This is a genomic window from Proteus sp. G4380, assembly GCF_963885725.1.
GTDB lineage: Bacteria > Pseudomonadota > Gammaproteobacteria > Enterobacterales > Enterobacteriaceae > Proteus > Proteus mirabilis.
Genome location: NZ_CAWPAV010000125.1, coordinates 1 through 14,896, shown reverse-complemented (window position 1 = coordinate 14,896; position 14,896 = coordinate 1). Strand labels below are relative to the sequence as shown.

13 protein-coding genes and 1 pseudogene are annotated in these 14,896 nt (G+C 36.6%); 6 read left to right on the top strand and 8 right to left on the bottom strand.

Going from position 1 to position 14,896, the window contains the following annotated elements; genetic code table 11:
• Nucleotides 1-258: 258 nt before the first annotated feature.
• From AACU98_RS11595 to AACU98_RS11570, 6 genes and pseudogenes are all read left to right on the top strand, one after another.
• Complete coding sequence (locus tag AACU98_RS11595; RefSeq protein WP_161735919.1) at nucleotides 259-690, top strand: DcrB-related protein; 432 nt, start codon at nucleotides 259-261, stop codon at nucleotides 688-690.
• Nucleotides 642-5,012, top strand: coding sequence for an RHS repeat-associated core domain-containing protein (locus AACU98_RS11590; protein ID WP_237612251.1), 4,371 nt, complete (start codon nucleotides 642-644; stop codon nucleotides 5,010-5,012). The genes AACU98_RS11595 and AACU98_RS11590 overlap by 49 nt, the downstream gene beginning before the upstream one ends.
• An 11-nt stretch (nucleotides 5,013-5,023) precedes the next feature.
• Entirely contained in the window at nucleotides 5,024-5,620 is a 597-nt protein-coding gene (locus AACU98_RS11585) for a hypothetical protein (RefSeq protein ID WP_049196350.1), read from the top strand.
• Nucleotides 5,621-5,666: 46 nt separating this feature from the next.
• Nucleotides 5,667-6,056, top strand: a complete 390-nt coding sequence (locus tag AACU98_RS11580; protein ID WP_230458758.1) for an RHS domain-containing protein — start codon at nucleotides 5,667-5,669, stop codon at nucleotides 6,054-6,056.
• Between the two features lie 21 nt (nucleotides 6,057-6,077).
• Nucleotides 6,078-7,034 (top strand): annotated as a pseudogene (locus AACU98_RS11575) (RHS repeat-associated core domain-containing protein); the annotation flags it as partial.
• A 186-nt stretch (nucleotides 7,035-7,220) separates the two neighbouring features.
• Nucleotides 7,221-7,622: a hypothetical protein gene (locus AACU98_RS11570; protein ID WP_012367845.1), complete on the top strand. Its 402-nt coding sequence runs from the start codon at nucleotides 7,221-7,223 to the stop codon at nucleotides 7,620-7,622.
• 184 nt (nucleotides 7,623-7,806) lie between these two features.
• Here AACU98_RS11570 and AACU98_RS11565 read toward each other — a convergent pair whose 3' ends face one another.
• The 8 genes from AACU98_RS11565 to AACU98_RS11530 form a co-directional block, all read right to left on the bottom strand.
• Nucleotides 7,807-8,343 carry a fimbrial protein gene (locus AACU98_RS11565; protein WP_004242654.1) on the bottom strand — a complete coding sequence of 179 codons (537 nt, stop codon included), beginning with the start codon at nucleotides 8,341-8,343 and terminating at the stop codon, nucleotides 7,807-7,809.
• A gap of 13 nt (nucleotides 8,344-8,356) precedes the next feature.
• A complete protein-coding gene (locus tag AACU98_RS11560) occupies nucleotides 8,357-8,905 on the bottom strand; it encodes a hypothetical protein (protein WP_004242653.1) in 549 nt (182 codons plus the stop codon).
• A gap of 10 nt (nucleotides 8,906-8,915) precedes the next feature.
• Nucleotides 8,916-9,449, bottom strand: coding sequence for a spore coat protein U domain-containing protein (locus AACU98_RS11555; protein ID WP_004251411.1), 534 nt, complete (start codon nucleotides 9,447-9,449; stop codon nucleotides 8,916-8,918).
• Between the two features lie 12 nt (nucleotides 9,450-9,461).
• A complete protein-coding gene (locus AACU98_RS11550; RefSeq protein WP_004251413.1) occupies nucleotides 9,462-10,472 on the bottom strand; it encodes a fimbrial protein in 1,011 nt (336 codons plus the stop codon).
• Between the two features lie 10 nt (nucleotides 10,473-10,482).
• Nucleotides 10,483-11,151 carry a fimbrial chaperone gene (locus tag AACU98_RS11545; RefSeq protein ID WP_004247958.1) on the bottom strand — a complete coding sequence of 223 codons (669 nt, stop codon included), beginning with the start codon at nucleotides 11,149-11,151 and terminating at the stop codon, nucleotides 10,483-10,485.
• On the bottom strand, nucleotides 11,144-13,519 hold the full coding sequence (gene pefC / locus AACU98_RS11540; protein WP_017827234.1) for a PefC/AfrB family outer membrane usher protein: 2,376 nt from the start codon (nucleotides 13,517-13,519) through the stop codon (nucleotides 11,144-11,146). The genes AACU98_RS11545 and pefC overlap by 8 nt, the downstream gene beginning before the upstream one ends.
• A gap of 209 nt (nucleotides 13,520-13,728) precedes the next feature.
• Nucleotides 13,729-14,247 carry a fimbrial protein gene (locus AACU98_RS11535; protein WP_004247956.1) on the bottom strand — a complete coding sequence of 173 codons (519 nt, stop codon included), beginning with the start codon at nucleotides 14,245-14,247 and terminating at the stop codon, nucleotides 13,729-13,731.
• 49 nt (nucleotides 14,248-14,296) lie between these two features.
• The gene (locus AACU98_RS11530) at nucleotides 14,297-14,560 is read right to left on the bottom strand and encodes a helix-turn-helix domain-containing protein (RefSeq protein WP_004247955.1); all 264 of its coding nucleotides are present in this window, start codon (nucleotides 14,558-14,560) and stop codon (nucleotides 14,297-14,299) included.
• Nucleotides 14,561-14,896 lie beyond the last annotated feature (336 nt).

Here is a 14,896-nt window from a genome sequence, read left to right as displayed (position 1 = left end):
TTTATTACATTTTAATCCTTATAATTTCCCATTAAATAGTTTCATTGCAATCCTTAATTAATATAATTTTAATCTTCTCATTTGTGACACAACCCTTCTTTTTAGATTGTTTTCTATGATAGAAGAAAAAATGAATTTTCCTTATTTTAATTTAACGTTATATTGATTTAACTAATATCTTAACTTATTACATACTACTTCGTATTATTCTCAATAATGGCATTATTTACAATGAGAAGGTTATTAAAAGGAATTTAAATGAATAATGAATCGCGTTGTGTTTTTTCTGAAGGCAGTGTGCTATTACCTGATGGCTACAAAGAACAAACTATCAATATTCTAATTTCACCTACTGGTCATGCGGTCAATATCTCACGAGATGATAAAGCAAAAGACCTATCCTTTGAAAAGTATATTCTTAATCAAAAAGCACTGTTACAACGTTCATTAAAAGAGTGGCAACTCTTAGAAGAAAAACCCTCCATGCTGGGGCAAGATCTGATCCAAGGATATTTAATCAGCTCTCGCTATCGCCCCAACAAAAAACAACAAGTTTATCAAATACAGGCCGTTTATCCCCTTACTGATACTCAAGTTCTTATATTTACCATGTCCTCCCCACACGCTTTTAATGATACACAATGGACATGGATGAACACCTTGCTATCGAGTTTTCAACCAAGGGGATAATCACTATGTTAGAGGCGGCAAGGGTTGGAGATATTATCGGTCACTCAAAATCCATGTGGGGGATGCTCGTTGGTACTATATTAGGCGCTGCTATCGCCATCGGTGGTGCCATGATTTCTGGTGTATTAATGGGTGCGGGTATTGCTGCAAGTTGCATTGGTATTGGCGTGCTTGCCATTGGTGCTTCCATCGCCGTCGGTTACGGAACTACCCTATTAGCCGACTGGGTTCGGGATAAATGTGTTGAAACAGGTTCAAAATCTTTAAGCCCCTGTGGGGAAATCCTTGACGGCTCCAAAAATGTTCGTATTAACGGCAAGCCTGCCGCAATGTCCACCCGTAGCAACGTCAAATGTGATAAAGAAAACAGTGAACGCCAAATCGCTCAAGGCTCGGATAGTGTCTATATCAACGGTTTTCCAGCCTCTCGGGTCGGTGATAAAACCACCTGTGATGCGACTATCATGGAAGGTTCCCCCAATGTCCGGATTGGCGGTGGAACACAAGCAACCGAAGATATTGAACCTGAAATCCCCTCTTGGGTTACCACCGCATCCGATCTCACGATGTTATTTGCCGGTTTCCTGAGTTTTGGTTCAGCGGCAGCCAAAGGCCCCGGCGCAGTAGCGAAGTTGTGGAGCAAATTACCGGGTAGTGCCAAAATAAGTCGCTTTGCTTGTCGTTATGGAAAAATTTTTACTGGGCTTAGTCTCGCTATTCCGGCCATTGGCATCTTAACCCGCCCTGTTGAAGTGATTGGCGGACAAAAAATCCTCAATGACGAGGATGAATTGGATTTTAGCTATGAGGCGGAATTACCACTTTATTGGCAACGCAATTACTTAAGTAGCTATTGCTATGAGGGTGCACTCGGTCGAGGTTGGAGTTTCTTTTGGGAAAGCCAGCTAATTAAAAGCGAAGATGGCTTTGTTTGGCAAAATCTATCCGGTGATATCCTTCCATTTCCTGACATTCCACTCGGACACCGTAACTTTAACGAAGCTGCTCAAGGCTGGATCATCCACCATGAGGATGACAGTTGGACGTTTCAAGATGCTGGTGAGCTACGCTATCATTATCCCCCTTTTGATGACAAAGGTTATAGTCGTTTAAGTCATATCGTTGATAATGTGGGAAACGAGCAGCGGTTTCATTACAACGAGCACCACCAACTGATCCATATTACGGGATGTGGTGATCTCAATATCGAGTGTGAATATCAATCTTTTCAACTTGCTGAAAAGACCGTATCGCGTCTTACTGCAGTCTATCAAGTAAACCCCCATCAGATACGCCGTCGTCTATGTGCTTATTTTTACAACGAAAGTGCCCAATTAATACGTGTTGAGCAACAGACAGATCACCCTTATCGCCAATTTGGGTGGACTGATGCCGGTGTTATGGCGTGGCATAGCGATAAATATGGCTTACGCAGTGAATACCGCTGGGCACTTTCAGAAGATAATCTTTGGCAAGTGATTGAAAACAAAACCAGCGAAGGCGAAAGCTATCGTCTTGAATATGATGATATCAACCTCACACGAACCGCTTATTGGCACGATGGTTCAACCTCATTTTGGCAACTTAATCATGATCACCAAATTATTCATTATACCGACCGTACAGGCATTAAAACGGCGCTAATTTGGGATGAGTTTGGATTACCTTGCGGTTGTCGCAATGCGTTGGGTCATACACATCTTAGTGAATGGGACGCATTGGGCCGACTACTCAGCATAACGGATGGTAATGGTAACCAAACGCGTTGGCAATATCAGAATGAACGCGAGCGCCTTATCACTGTATTTTGGCCGGATAACACAGAGTCGCGTTTAGCGTATGACAGTTTGGGGCGACTGATTAAGGAAATTTCTCCCCTTCATCAGATCACCGAATACCGCTATGACTTTAAAACCACATTACGCCCCACTATACGCATTGATGCCAAGCAAGGACGCAGTGAGTTTCTTTGGAACAAACGAGGGCAATTACTGCGCCATACTGATTGCTCAGGCAAACAACATATTTGGTGTTATGATGACGAAGGCCGTGTTGTTTCTCAAACCAACGCCTTACAGAAAGCCACCGAGTACCAGTACAATGAGGCGGGACACCTCACTCGCATCGTATTGCCCGATAATTCTACCGTGCAACTGGCATGGAATGCCGCAGGATTACTTACTCATCATCAACGCAATGACAATACCCCGCGTCAATGGCAATACAACGCCTTTGGTCGTGTCACCACAGAAATTGATAAACTCGCTCGGCATATCCACTACCATTACAATGCACAAGGTGCATTAATTTCAATTGAAAATGCCAATGGCGGGCGTTATCTCCTCAATCGTGATGCCGAAGATCGGTTAGTCGAAGAAATACGTCCTGATGAGACGTTACTCCAATACACCTATAACGTCGCTGGGCGACTGATTGAAGAAGCTCACTTAGGCGACCGAGTTTTCACATCCGCACCACGCACAATATTACTCGACTATGATGCGGCGGGGAACCTTGCCAAACGTGAAACCTTAACTGATCGCTATCAATATCAATGGGATAGTATGAACCGCCTATTGGTCGCCAGCAAACAACCTAATCAACTTGGTCTTGAAATGGGTTTGCAAGCGAATCAAGTCCATTTTACCTACGATGCACTTGGCCGCATTACTCGTGAACAAACGGGCGACGATATCGTCGAATTTAATTATGATGAACTCAATAACCTAAGCCGTCTGACGTTACCTCAAGGTGACAGCCTCAACTGGCTCTATTACGGCTCCGGACATGCCACTGCCATCAACCACCTTATTGACGGTCGCTCACAGTTAATTACTGAATTTGACCGTGACGACCTACACCGTGAAATCAGTCGAACTCAAGGAGAGCTCACCCAATATCGGCAATACGATAAACTGGGGCGAACCATTAGCACTTTCAGCTCGCGTGATAAGCAACATCCGTTAAATGGTATTACTTTATGGCGTAAGTGGTTTTATGATCCCCAAGATAATCTTGGTGCCATGGAAGACACCTATCGAGGTTGGGTAGAATACCTGTATGACTCAGAGCAACGTTTAAAAAAAGTCGCCAGTAGTGAAAACCTTGATGCTATGCTGTTTTACGATCGCGCGGATAATCTACTCGAACGCCCACAATCCGAAATGGATGCTGAACACTCCCCTACTTTAGAACTAAGTCCCCAAGGGGATAAGCTACGTCAATTTCAAGGCTGGCACTATCAGTATGATGCCTATGGTAATGTTATTGCTCGCCGTTACCGTAACCAATCACCACAAACCTATGCTTATGATGGTGATAATCGTCTGGTTATCGCTCATAATCAAGGCATAAAAGCCCAATACCACTACGATGCTCTGGGCCGTCGTATTCACAAAACCGTTGAAAACCGAGAAAGTGGCCAAGTTAAACGACAAGAGACGCATTTTATTTGGCAAGGGCTACGGTTACTGCAAGAGCAGGATCTCAATACCGGTAAATACCAAACTTATTGCTACGAAGAGCACGGCAGTTATACCCCTCTTGCCGTTATCGTGAAACAATCCAGCGGTTTTCATTATTACTGGCACCACTGCGATATTAACAGCGCCCCACTTGAAGTCACCAATGCACAAGGCAATACGCTATGGTCAGGGAAATATGAACGCTTTGGCTTTGTTCGCAATAGCCCATTAAGTTTCTACTCTGACCCTGAACGTGTGATGGAGTCCTTTGAGCAAAATCTACGCTATGCCGGACAGTATTTTGACAATGAAACCGGATTACATTTTAATACCTTTAGATTCTACGACCCACAGATAGGCCGTTTTATCATGCCTGACCCAATTGGATTATTGGGTGGGATTAATCTGTATCAATATGCGCCGAATCCGTTGGGATGGATTGATCCTTGGGGGTTATGTCGACGTGGTAATGCAGCGACTAAATCACATATGGATGAAGTAAGGGATCAGTTTGCTAAGGATAATCCTCGGTTTACTCATTTAGAGGGAGGCCGTGATGCAATTTCAAAAGTTGAACTTCGAGAAACCTATTTAAAACCGCTTTCTGGAAATACAGGACGAAAAGGTGGTTCATATACGGATATGACATTTAAAGATCCAAATGGAAAAACTGTTTATATACAAACTGTAGATAAGGGAAATATCAATGGAATGACGCAACGTGAGTGGAATAATGCTATCAGAATTACCAAACAAGACCCTAGTGCAATAGTAATTACAGTTCCAAAAGGAAGCTCCCTTAAACCTGGTGCTTTAGATACTACTGGCATGACGCCTGGTACAGTAACTCAAAGATAAGTGAAACGAAAATGTCAAACAATATAAAAATGCCAACAATTCAAATTTTTATGACACTACAAGATGAAAACGATTTTTCAAGTTCACTTTTAGCGAATTTTGATGACATAAAGTTTATTGATAGTTATGTTTGGGATACAGATAATCCTCCATTTTATGATTCAATTGAGAAATGCCATTCAAGATTAAACTCACAAGCTGTGATTATAAATCAAGATATTACCAGCGCTAAGGAATACAAAGATAGGTACACTGGAAGACACATTAGTGGTCAAGGTTACATCGGAAGCCCAGTTGGTAAAGGGTTGATTCAGTTTTTGCATTCATCGAAAGCCGAATATGCAGAAAACTGCCTACGAAATGGAAGAATTTCTGCGACATACGACCCGACAAAAGATCCTGAAACAGAGGCTTTTGTAAAGGCCGTTTGGAAAATTTTCAAAAAAGGTGCTAAAAAGGTTTACCTTATTGACCGAGAAACGGGTGAAGTTAATATTAAACCGGAAACAAACTTTTTCGCTTGGCCTGATGCTGCAAAGACTTATGACGGAACAGATGGTCGATATTTAACAAATCATGCCTTTGCTTATTTTGTCGCTAAACCTTAGTTTTTTCTAAAACAATAGCATTTTTAACCAGCACGAAACTCATTTTGTGTGGCAAGGACTACGGTTACTGCAAGAGAAGGATATCAACACCGATAAATATCAAACTTATTGCTATGAAGAGCACGGCAGTTATACCCCTCTTGCCGTTATCGTGAAACAATCCAGTGGTTTTCATTATTACTGGCACCACTGCGATATTAACAGCGCCCCACTTGAAGTCACCAATGCACAAGGCAATACGCTATGGTCAGGAAAATATAAACGCTTTGGCTTTGTTCGCAATAGCCCATTAAGTTTCTACTCTGACCCTGAACGTGTGATGGCCTCCTTTGAGCAAAACTTATGCTATGCCGGACAGTATTTTGACAATGACAAATTTGTCGGGAACAAATTTGAACAGCGCTTGCGCTGGCCCGTAGGGCGAGTATCAGGATGATACGAGTATTCAGGATTACATTTTAATACCTTTAGATTCTACGACCCACAGATAGGCCGTTTTATCATGCCTGACCCAATTGGATTATTGGGTGGGATTAATCTGTATCAATATGCGCCGAATCCGTTGGGATGGATTGATCCGTGGGGGTTGTCATCTCAGGAAATGGTTAGAGTAAGGCACCATACCTCAGTTGAAGGCCTAGAAGGGATAAAAAACACACAGTCAATCAACCCTGCAAGAGGAACACCAATAGGAGTGCATATCGAGATTGCTCCGTTTGGAGATCCCAAAACGGCAGGTGCAGACATAGGATCTTGGAAAAGTGGTTCATATGTTGAGTTTGAGGTTCCGAAGGAAATGATAGTTGAAACTAACGTTGGGCCAAGAAAAACAGGGGTCATACCAACTGAACAGCCATTATCTCTACATAATAAGAATACTGTGTTTAAAAAAACAATCTTGGTGGTCTCGTTTAACAGAAAAAGGTTGTCGATAATGAATATTTACTATGATAATAAACTTTTATTAGCCTTGTATTCATATTTACGGCAAACTGAGTTATCCATAGATAGAGGGTTAAATGAATGGAAGAATGCTAGATCTTACTTAAAACATCGCTATTTAGCTGATAAACTAATCATGGCATTGGCTATAAATAAAACACTACATCAGAAGAACACCTTTAGTAAGGTATATTGCTATGCATACCTAAAGTTACGACATAAACAATATTTGACACGACAAGAGTCTGATACAATATGTTGTTTATTAAGAACTATTGGAAGTTATCTTTCTGAAGATTCACCTGATAGATCTAATTTAATTAAACTAAGAATAGAACTGTATAATGCTGCAAAATTAGTTAGAAAAAGGATTACCAATAATAATCGAATAATATTAGCTGATAGAGTAGAGCATTATAATCAGCATTTGCATGGTACTTTTTATTCTATAGAAGAAATAACTAGTTTATAGTGGGCTAATAATTGAAAGCTCTAAATCTTCTATGAAGAGTTTAGATATGATGAATTACGTCATATAGTGAATAATTTTAAGTGTAAGCGTCTGAACTTCGGTTGATAATTAGTTTTTTCTAATTGTAGTCGGAGGTCAGGCTTTACATATAGGAGAATTTTATGTCTGAATGGACAGGCGAATTATATGGATTTTATACGAACAAACCAACGGAAAGTATTTTTTCTTTTTTTAAATGAGATCCTTAAAATAAATTATCTATACGAATATAATTCATACAACAACGAAGAATCTTTATTTTTTATAAATGATAAAAACATGTTACTTCATCATGAAGATATTTGCTATAACCTCGATATTGACAATAAAGGATATTTTTGCATAGAAGCTAAGATAGTTAATTTACATGGAATAGCTAAATTATTTGAATTTAAATCTGAATCAAATTTTGGACCATATGATATAAATATACAGTTAGATGATATTTTCTATTATGTTTTAGTTTTACCTGACTTCATTGAAAACTCTCAATTTTGTTCGGATATACATAGTCTTTTTGTAAATAATCACGAAAGAATACGCTTATAAGAATAAGGGATTCACACTTATAGCTCAATGTATGGTGAACACTCCCCTAGCACTAAAGATAGTTTTCTATTCATGGGGACAAAATTATAGATCTTAGCCCCAATGATAATATTACAGAAATTGCTCTGTAATATATAAAGGAAACATAATATGGCGTTCCCTTTTTGAATAAGATTAAAATAAATTACTTATATAATGCATTAATAATTATGCTACTTTTTAGTGAACCTTTTTCAACAATTTGAGATTGAGCATATGGTTTTGCAAAAAAACTAATATCAAATTGATTATTAAGATCTGCACTAAAACTTTTATTCACTCCAGATAGATTTATTGGGCTTGAGTCTGCCCATGATAAATAAATTCCTACACCAGATAAATTGGTTTTAAGTTCACCACCAATACCATTATTTAATGCACCTTGGCTACCAGGCTTAACTTTGATATCAATATGCTCAGGTTTAAAACCACTTTTTTGGCAATCAACAATAAACTGTGTTTTTACGGCTGGTTGATTACCAGCTAATAAATTACTTTCGTTGATAACATCAAAATCTACTATTTTATTAAATCCTTTTCCATTATTAATATCACAAGTGATTCTAACTACATCCAAAGAAATTGTTAATTGAGCATCAGGTAAGATTTCATCTGATAAACTTGGTTGAGGAAAATTACTTAAACAAGTAATAATAAAATACATATATATTTTTTTATTCATACAAAAACTCATATCAGATATATTTTATTTTGATAGTTATATGGGTATTTCCATTACCCAAATGAACGGACTTTCCTCCTAATGGAAGTACAACTGGTTTTATTTTAAGTTTAACTTTCATCAATGAAGCATCCGTTTTTTTAAAAAAAAGTGCCTTCCCCATTGGTACCCCTTCACCAATAGCACCTATTTGTTCATCTTCCCACGACACAAAATAGCCAAGTGTGGTATTTTTTGAACCAATATAACCCACACTACCCATGGTTAAATGAGGATTAGCAGGTTCAAAAAGTATTGTAACTCTTTGTGGCTTAATTGTGCCCGTACAATCCAAAAAGAGTGTTGAGTGCCCTTCAACTTCACCCGATAAAATAGTCGCTGTATCAACTGCTCCAAAAGTAACATTGTCAACAGTAGCGGGTAAGCATGTAGCTATTTTTACATTCATACTAAATTGCGATTGAACAGCACCGCCAATGATTGAGGTTGCATTTAACTCAGAGCCATAACAACTTCTTGTGATAAAGATTAACAGGCTGGTAAGCAATATAGATTTGCACATAGTCCCTCAACTAATTGAAAGTTAGTTTAATGTTTAACGCCGTATTTGCTGCACCAGGAGAAACAGTCTCCCCAAGAGCAACAGGTTTAACTTTGATTGGAATAGTAAAACTTTCTTGCGTTGGCTTGTTTGTTGGGGTAATTGTACTGCCATTAATAGTAATTGCTGTATCCACAGGTTTAACGGTCGAATCTCCCCACTTAAGTTGATAACCCACCGTTGAATTTAATTTAGTATTAATAATGCCATTTGCTACATCTTTAACACCATCAGCCGCCGTAAATGCTAATGTGTAATTAGTCATTTTTGTATCGCATACAATAGCCAATGATATTACCTTCTCTGCGACAGCTCCTTTTTTAATATCACCCGCGCTTTGGTCACCAAATGTCACATCACCAACCGTTGTACTGCAAGAGGCTTTCACTGTCATACTTAAATTTGAAGTGACTGTTCCACCAGTAACATTAGAGGTGAAACTTGTTGCTCCAACATAAATAGGAAATAAAATAACGCTAAACATAAAACAAGATTTTTTTACCATCGTTAACTCCATTTAATTTAACTTTATATTAATCGTTAATGCAGTATTAGCCGGCCCAGGGATTGGCTGAGTGGATAACGCAACAGGTTTTACCCTTATCGGAATAGTAAAATTATTGGTTTTTGGCTTTGTATTCGGAGCTATTGCCACATTATTAATAACTACAGCACTATTAATGGGTTTAACCGTGCTATCTGCCCAAGAAAGTTGATACCCCACAGAACTATTATCTTTAACCTTAATGATCCCTGTTGTGGCATTATTCACACCATCTTTACCAGAAAAACTGAGTGTGTATGCAGGTAATACAGCATTACACGTAAAAGAAATATTTATATTTTTTCCTGCAATAGTATTCATTTTTACGTCACTAGCGGTTTGTTCACCAAATGCGACGTCATTAACAGACACTGCACAAGAAGCATTATTTATCAACGTCATCGATGTTGGTGCACTAAGAGCAACGCTTTCCTTTTGTAACGTATTGCCCATTTGACCAATTCGAGAATAATAATTACGTTTCAACATATAGACAGGATTAATAACCGTTTTTCCTACAGGTGGCTTTTTTTGTAAATAAACAACGCCTGAATCAGTACCACCACCGGGACCTGTTAAATTGGTCCAGCCAACCCCAGATATTTTATAATCAAGAACTAGCAGCCAAGAAGAATTAGCACAACTTCCCGTTGAACGAAAACGCAAGTATCCATCTGGTGAATTCTTATCAACTGTACCAGTAGTCGGGCATAATGTTGGTGATGATCCATATTGATCAACAATATAAATATAATTTCCATTTGTATTTCCCGCCCCACTATTAGCACGTAGACATTGACCAGCAACGTTTATAGGGGCGTCTGGCGCACCAAAAGAATAAAGCTTATCTCCCACTTTTTTATTTGTAATATCTATTTGGGCTGGAAAATTATATTTGATTGACACATTCCGACATCGAGCAGCAGAAGTATCCATAGCAATAAAAAATAATAATAGCGTGAAATAAAATGATTTATTTTTCATTTTTACTTCCTTAATTAAGCTCAATAACACGTCTAGCACCATAATCATCAATAGCTTCAACGGTTACTTTACCTAACAATGGGCGCTGCACATTTACCTCACTGAAAGGTGGAAATAAACTAATAGATTGCTCAATGTCTTTTGACAAGACCAAAGGATTATTATTGACTGACACTTGAGTTAATGCAAAATAGTAAGGTGTAGGATTCTTTAAAACTGAACCACTATATGTCAGACTTTTTTCTGCATCCTCGCGTTTTTCAGCTAAAATCTTAGGGCGATAAATCAGTTTAACTTGTGTGTTTAATGCAACAGCAAGCACATTACTGTCATCGGCAGAAGAAATTGGCGGGATTTCCTGAATATTGAGCCAAAACAATGATTCCCTATCTTTAGGTAAAATATCATTTACATATAGCAAGCGGATTAATTGTTTTTCTCCTCCAGTTATTTTGAATAAATTAGGTGCAGGAATAAAGAACACTTCATTCCCATTAAGATTATCAATCCAAACTTGGCCACCATAGGTTTTATCACTATTATTCTTAACTTCTATCGCGATATTCTTGCGACCTTCATCATAAATAAAGCGAGTACCATTAAGCGTAAACGCTGAATATGCTTTAAAACAGGTTAATGACGATATGATTAAAGCAAAAACAAATACTATTCTATTCATTACATTCAATTTCCATAATTTTATGATCATTAGATTCTACTTTCTCCAAATTTAAAGTACATTTTTCACCATTAGGTGATATAACGAATAGCTTATTAGGCTTATCTAATAAATTTAATAAAAGAACCCCAGAATTTGAAACAAACCCTATATATTCATCGTTTTTATTTCTAACAGCACTTCCAGCAGAAATAAAATCACCATTTTTATTTTTTATTCTTAATATATACCTTTGAATTGTTGAATATTTAAACTCGCGATAAATAATAGCTTTATCTACTGGAGTAAAATTTTGAACAGAATCAAGTAATTCAACATTATTCGGAATTTCTTCTGTATTTATTTTTAAATTATTTTCAATGTATGGTGATACCCCAACAATAGTGTTTCCTTCTTTGTCAGTTGGCGGTGAATCATTGAATGTTATACCCTCTATATTTTTAATTTTTGCAATTGCGACAGTATCTCTTCTGACATTACTGAATAATAATCCTGTATCTGGGGTGGCTAATAAACTTCCTGAAGCATTAATAGAACTGGTAGTTTGATGGCCATTCTGAGAAATCGCATATCCCGTATTAATAATACTATGATCAATACCAAAATAAGCAGAATTAGACCAGTTATCACGATCTTTACTTGTATTGATACTATAGTTTATTTTTTCATTAATACTTCCAGAAACACCAGAATTAAAACTAGCTTTATTTTTCCTATCGTAGCTAACAGAATTTGCCCAAAAATGATTTTTATCATATAAGCTAAAGGGAATATTTATTCCAACAGAAATAATATAATTATCATGCTCATAATCGTTTAATTTTTGATAATCCGCTGATAATGAGAAATCGACAGATTTAATTGTTGTATTGTAAGTAATATTTGCGCCAACTTCATTACTAATACTATTTCTATATGTTTGCATCCAAGCAGATAAGCTAACAAAGCTACCATCAAAACTTTGGGACAATATCGTTTCATAACGCTCTTTACGATTACTGCGATGATATAAAGCATTTGAATTAAATTCATTAAAATCAACATAATCTTTACCAGTATAGCGATATGCGAGTAGCTGTAAATTAGTATTATCAGTCAATGAATTTGCATATTGTAACGAATAGCTGATACCAGACTGCCTAACTTCGGGTGCTGTTGGTGTCTGTTTTTGAAATACACTTACAGCAGTATTAGCAGTAAATGACATTGCACCAAATCGTCCAAAATCTTTACTCATTCCTAATGCTGCACTTTTATAATTATTATGCAAAATTCCCGCAGCATGAACCGTAACATTAGTTAATCCGTAGTCAAATGCACCTAGAAAAAATAAACTATTTTCTCTTTTACCTACTGTTTCTTTTTCTCCGATAGCAATGTTGTAATTTATTTCATCTGTGCGTAATAAGGAAGAAAGTGTGGCAACAGGATAATAGCGAACTGTTTTTGTCCCATCACTTTCTTCTACTGTCACTGTTATATTTCCATTACTTACTGGTGCTATATTTTTTAATTGATAAGCCCCTGCGGGAACAACTTGTGAACTTAATACATATCCATTTTGAGATATAGTAATTTTAGCATTAGAGTTTGCAACACCAGAAATAACCGGTGCATAACCTCGTTTTTCCCATGGGCGCATATCCCTTTCCGAGCGCAGTGACATTCCATAAAAAGCAAAGTTAGGTAATATTGATAAAGAGGTTATTGTTTTACCTACGGTAAAACTTCCTTGTATTGATTTAATTGCTGTGGAAACTGTTGCCTCCGATGTTTCTGTACCCGAGTTCCTTTGGTAACTACTACGAACATAAGCGACCCAACGACCTAAATTAGCATATAAATCAAAATCACCATAAATTTGTGCTTGTGAAGAACTGGTTTTAGAAATATAGCCCGAATAGTTTAATTTAATACCTGTTATCCCATAATCCCATTCCTGCCGGCGCAGAGATTCATCTAATGCAATTTGAGGAATACTAAATGTTAAAGTTTGCTTCGAATTATCAAAAATAACCTGAGCCCCAGGATAACGGCTAATATCATAACAATCGCGCTCAGGATGATAATATAATTCAAATAAATTTAATTTTATTGGAAGCGATAACTCATTAATCCAATCTTTTTTTAAACATAAATTTTCATTATCTTCTGGTGAGATAATTAATTCTTTTTTACTAATTAATTTTCGATTAAAAATAACCTCAACAATATAATGCCCAGCAGGATAATTGGTATTTTCATCAAATACACCAGCAGCTTGCAGTTGAACTCCTCCATGTAAGAAGTCCATATTTAAATCTGCGCAAACATAAAATGGACTTACTAACAAGGATAACACAAAAGCATTAATTGATTTTAAACGCATTGATATTATCCATTAATATTTTCAAATGAAATAAAGGATCAATGACCCTTTATTCCAGTCATAATGCTTATATTAAACTTTATTTATATTCACAAAAATAGAATAGATTAAAAGCACCCTAAATAGAGCATAATAATAACTATTATTAGAATAATTAAATAAAAGTAACTACATTGATAATAGACATTATAAAATTAAATAATGAAACATTATTTATAAGCTACTGCATAAGTTGCGCTTGAAATTACAGTACCCTCTGTAACAGTTTGACCTGCCGTTGCTGTCATTCTTGCTTTAAATTTCATATTACCAATTGGATCATTACCATTACCAAAATCAACACTTTGGTTATTATAAGTTACATCCTGATTAGGTGTGGTTGAATTAATCGCTGTTAATTGAATAGATACACCACCGGCAGTACCTTTCATATTAGCAAGACCTGAATTAGTAAAACCTGCACTTTGCCAACCAACTTGGCCACTGGTTTTTTTCAGGCATTCATCCGTACGAGGGACTAATTCAAATTCAACATATTTACCATTGGTATCTGCAGTGGTCATTTTACCCAAATCGATTGTTGATTTAACTAAACCACCAATTTCTGTATCAATATCACACGTTTCCGACGTAACCGCACCAATAAATTGAACTTCACCGGTATTAGCTAATGTATATCCACTAAATAATGCACTGCTCATGACTAAAGGTAATAATAATTTTTTCATTTAAACTTCCCCATATATTAAATATTAATTAACAACAATTAAATCAGAATTAATACCTATCAGTTAATTCATTAAATGTTAAAAACTCACTCCATGATGAGTCCAATATCATCAGTATTTTATTAAGTAAGGTAACAGTAATATTTGTAGTTCCATTTTCATATCGAGAAATTTGTTGCTGACTAACATTCAATATGATCGCTAAATCCTGTCCTGTTAAACCTAACTCTTTCCTTTTATACTTTATAAACAACCCTGTTTTTTTATTAAAAAAATCCGACATACTAACGCTATTATTATCATCTTTTTTCATTTGTGAAAGCATTCCTTTTTCTTACTTTACCCTCTACTTAACTAAAATTTTTATTACTATATTGTCATAATTAGACTTAGTAAAAACGTTTTAATCGATCAATTAAGTGAAATGCGATAGATAAAACCTATCATAATTAGACCATCGATCGGAGATACCGATCATAAATGTAAAAAAATCAACATAATCTGTTGATATATAATGACAAATGAAAATTAACAACTTACATAATAACAACAGCAATCTTACATATATAGATACATTTCTGTTTACCTGGAATTAAAAGTTACATTTTGTAACACTTTTATCCTTCTTGATAACTCTAACTTCCTCCTA

What these genes read in the sequence shown, in the direction of transcription:
- AACU98_RS11595 (WP_161735919.1), top strand. Translation starts at nt 259, where the DNA reads ATGAATAATGAATCGCGTTGTGTTTTTTCTGAAGGCAGTGTGCTATTA.
- AACU98_RS11590 (WP_237612251.1), top strand. Translation starts at nt 642, where the DNA reads ATGGACATGGATGAACACCTTGCTATCGAGTTTTCAACCAAGGGGATA.
- AACU98_RS11585 (WP_049196350.1), top strand. Translation starts at nt 5,024, where the DNA reads ATGTCAAACAATATAAAAATGCCAACAATTCAAATTTTTATGACACTA.
- AACU98_RS11570 (WP_012367845.1), top strand. Translation starts at nt 7,221, where the DNA reads ATGGATTTTATACGAACAAACCAACGGAAAGTATTTTTTCTTTTTTTA.
- AACU98_RS11565 (WP_004242654.1), bottom strand. Translation starts at nt 8,343, where the DNA reads ATGAATAAAAAAATATATATGTATTTTATTATTACTTGTTTAAGTAAT.
- AACU98_RS11560 (WP_004242653.1), bottom strand. Translation starts at nt 8,905, where the DNA reads ATGTGCAAATCTATATTGCTTACCAGCCTGTTAATCTTTATCACAAGA.
- AACU98_RS11555 (WP_004251411.1), bottom strand. Translation starts at nt 9,449, where the DNA reads ATGGTAAAAAAATCTTGTTTTATGTTTAGCGTTATTTTATTTCCTATT.
- AACU98_RS11550 (WP_004251413.1), bottom strand. Translation starts at nt 10,472, where the DNA reads ATGAAAAATAAATCATTTTATTTCACGCTATTATTATTTTTTATTGCT.
- AACU98_RS11545 (WP_004247958.1), bottom strand. Translation starts at nt 11,151, where the DNA reads ATGAATAGAATAGTATTTGTTTTTGCTTTAATCATATCGTCATTAACC.
- pefC (WP_017827234.1), bottom strand. Translation starts at nt 13,519, where the DNA reads ATGCGTTTAAAATCAATTAATGCTTTTGTGTTATCCTTGTTAGTAAGT.
- AACU98_RS11535 (WP_004247956.1), bottom strand. Translation starts at nt 14,247, where the DNA reads ATGAAAAAATTATTATTACCTTTAGTCATGAGCAGTGCATTATTTAGT.
- AACU98_RS11530 (WP_004247955.1), bottom strand. Translation starts at nt 14,560, where the DNA reads ATGAAAAAAGATGATAATAATAGCGTTAGTATGTCGGATTTTTTTAAT.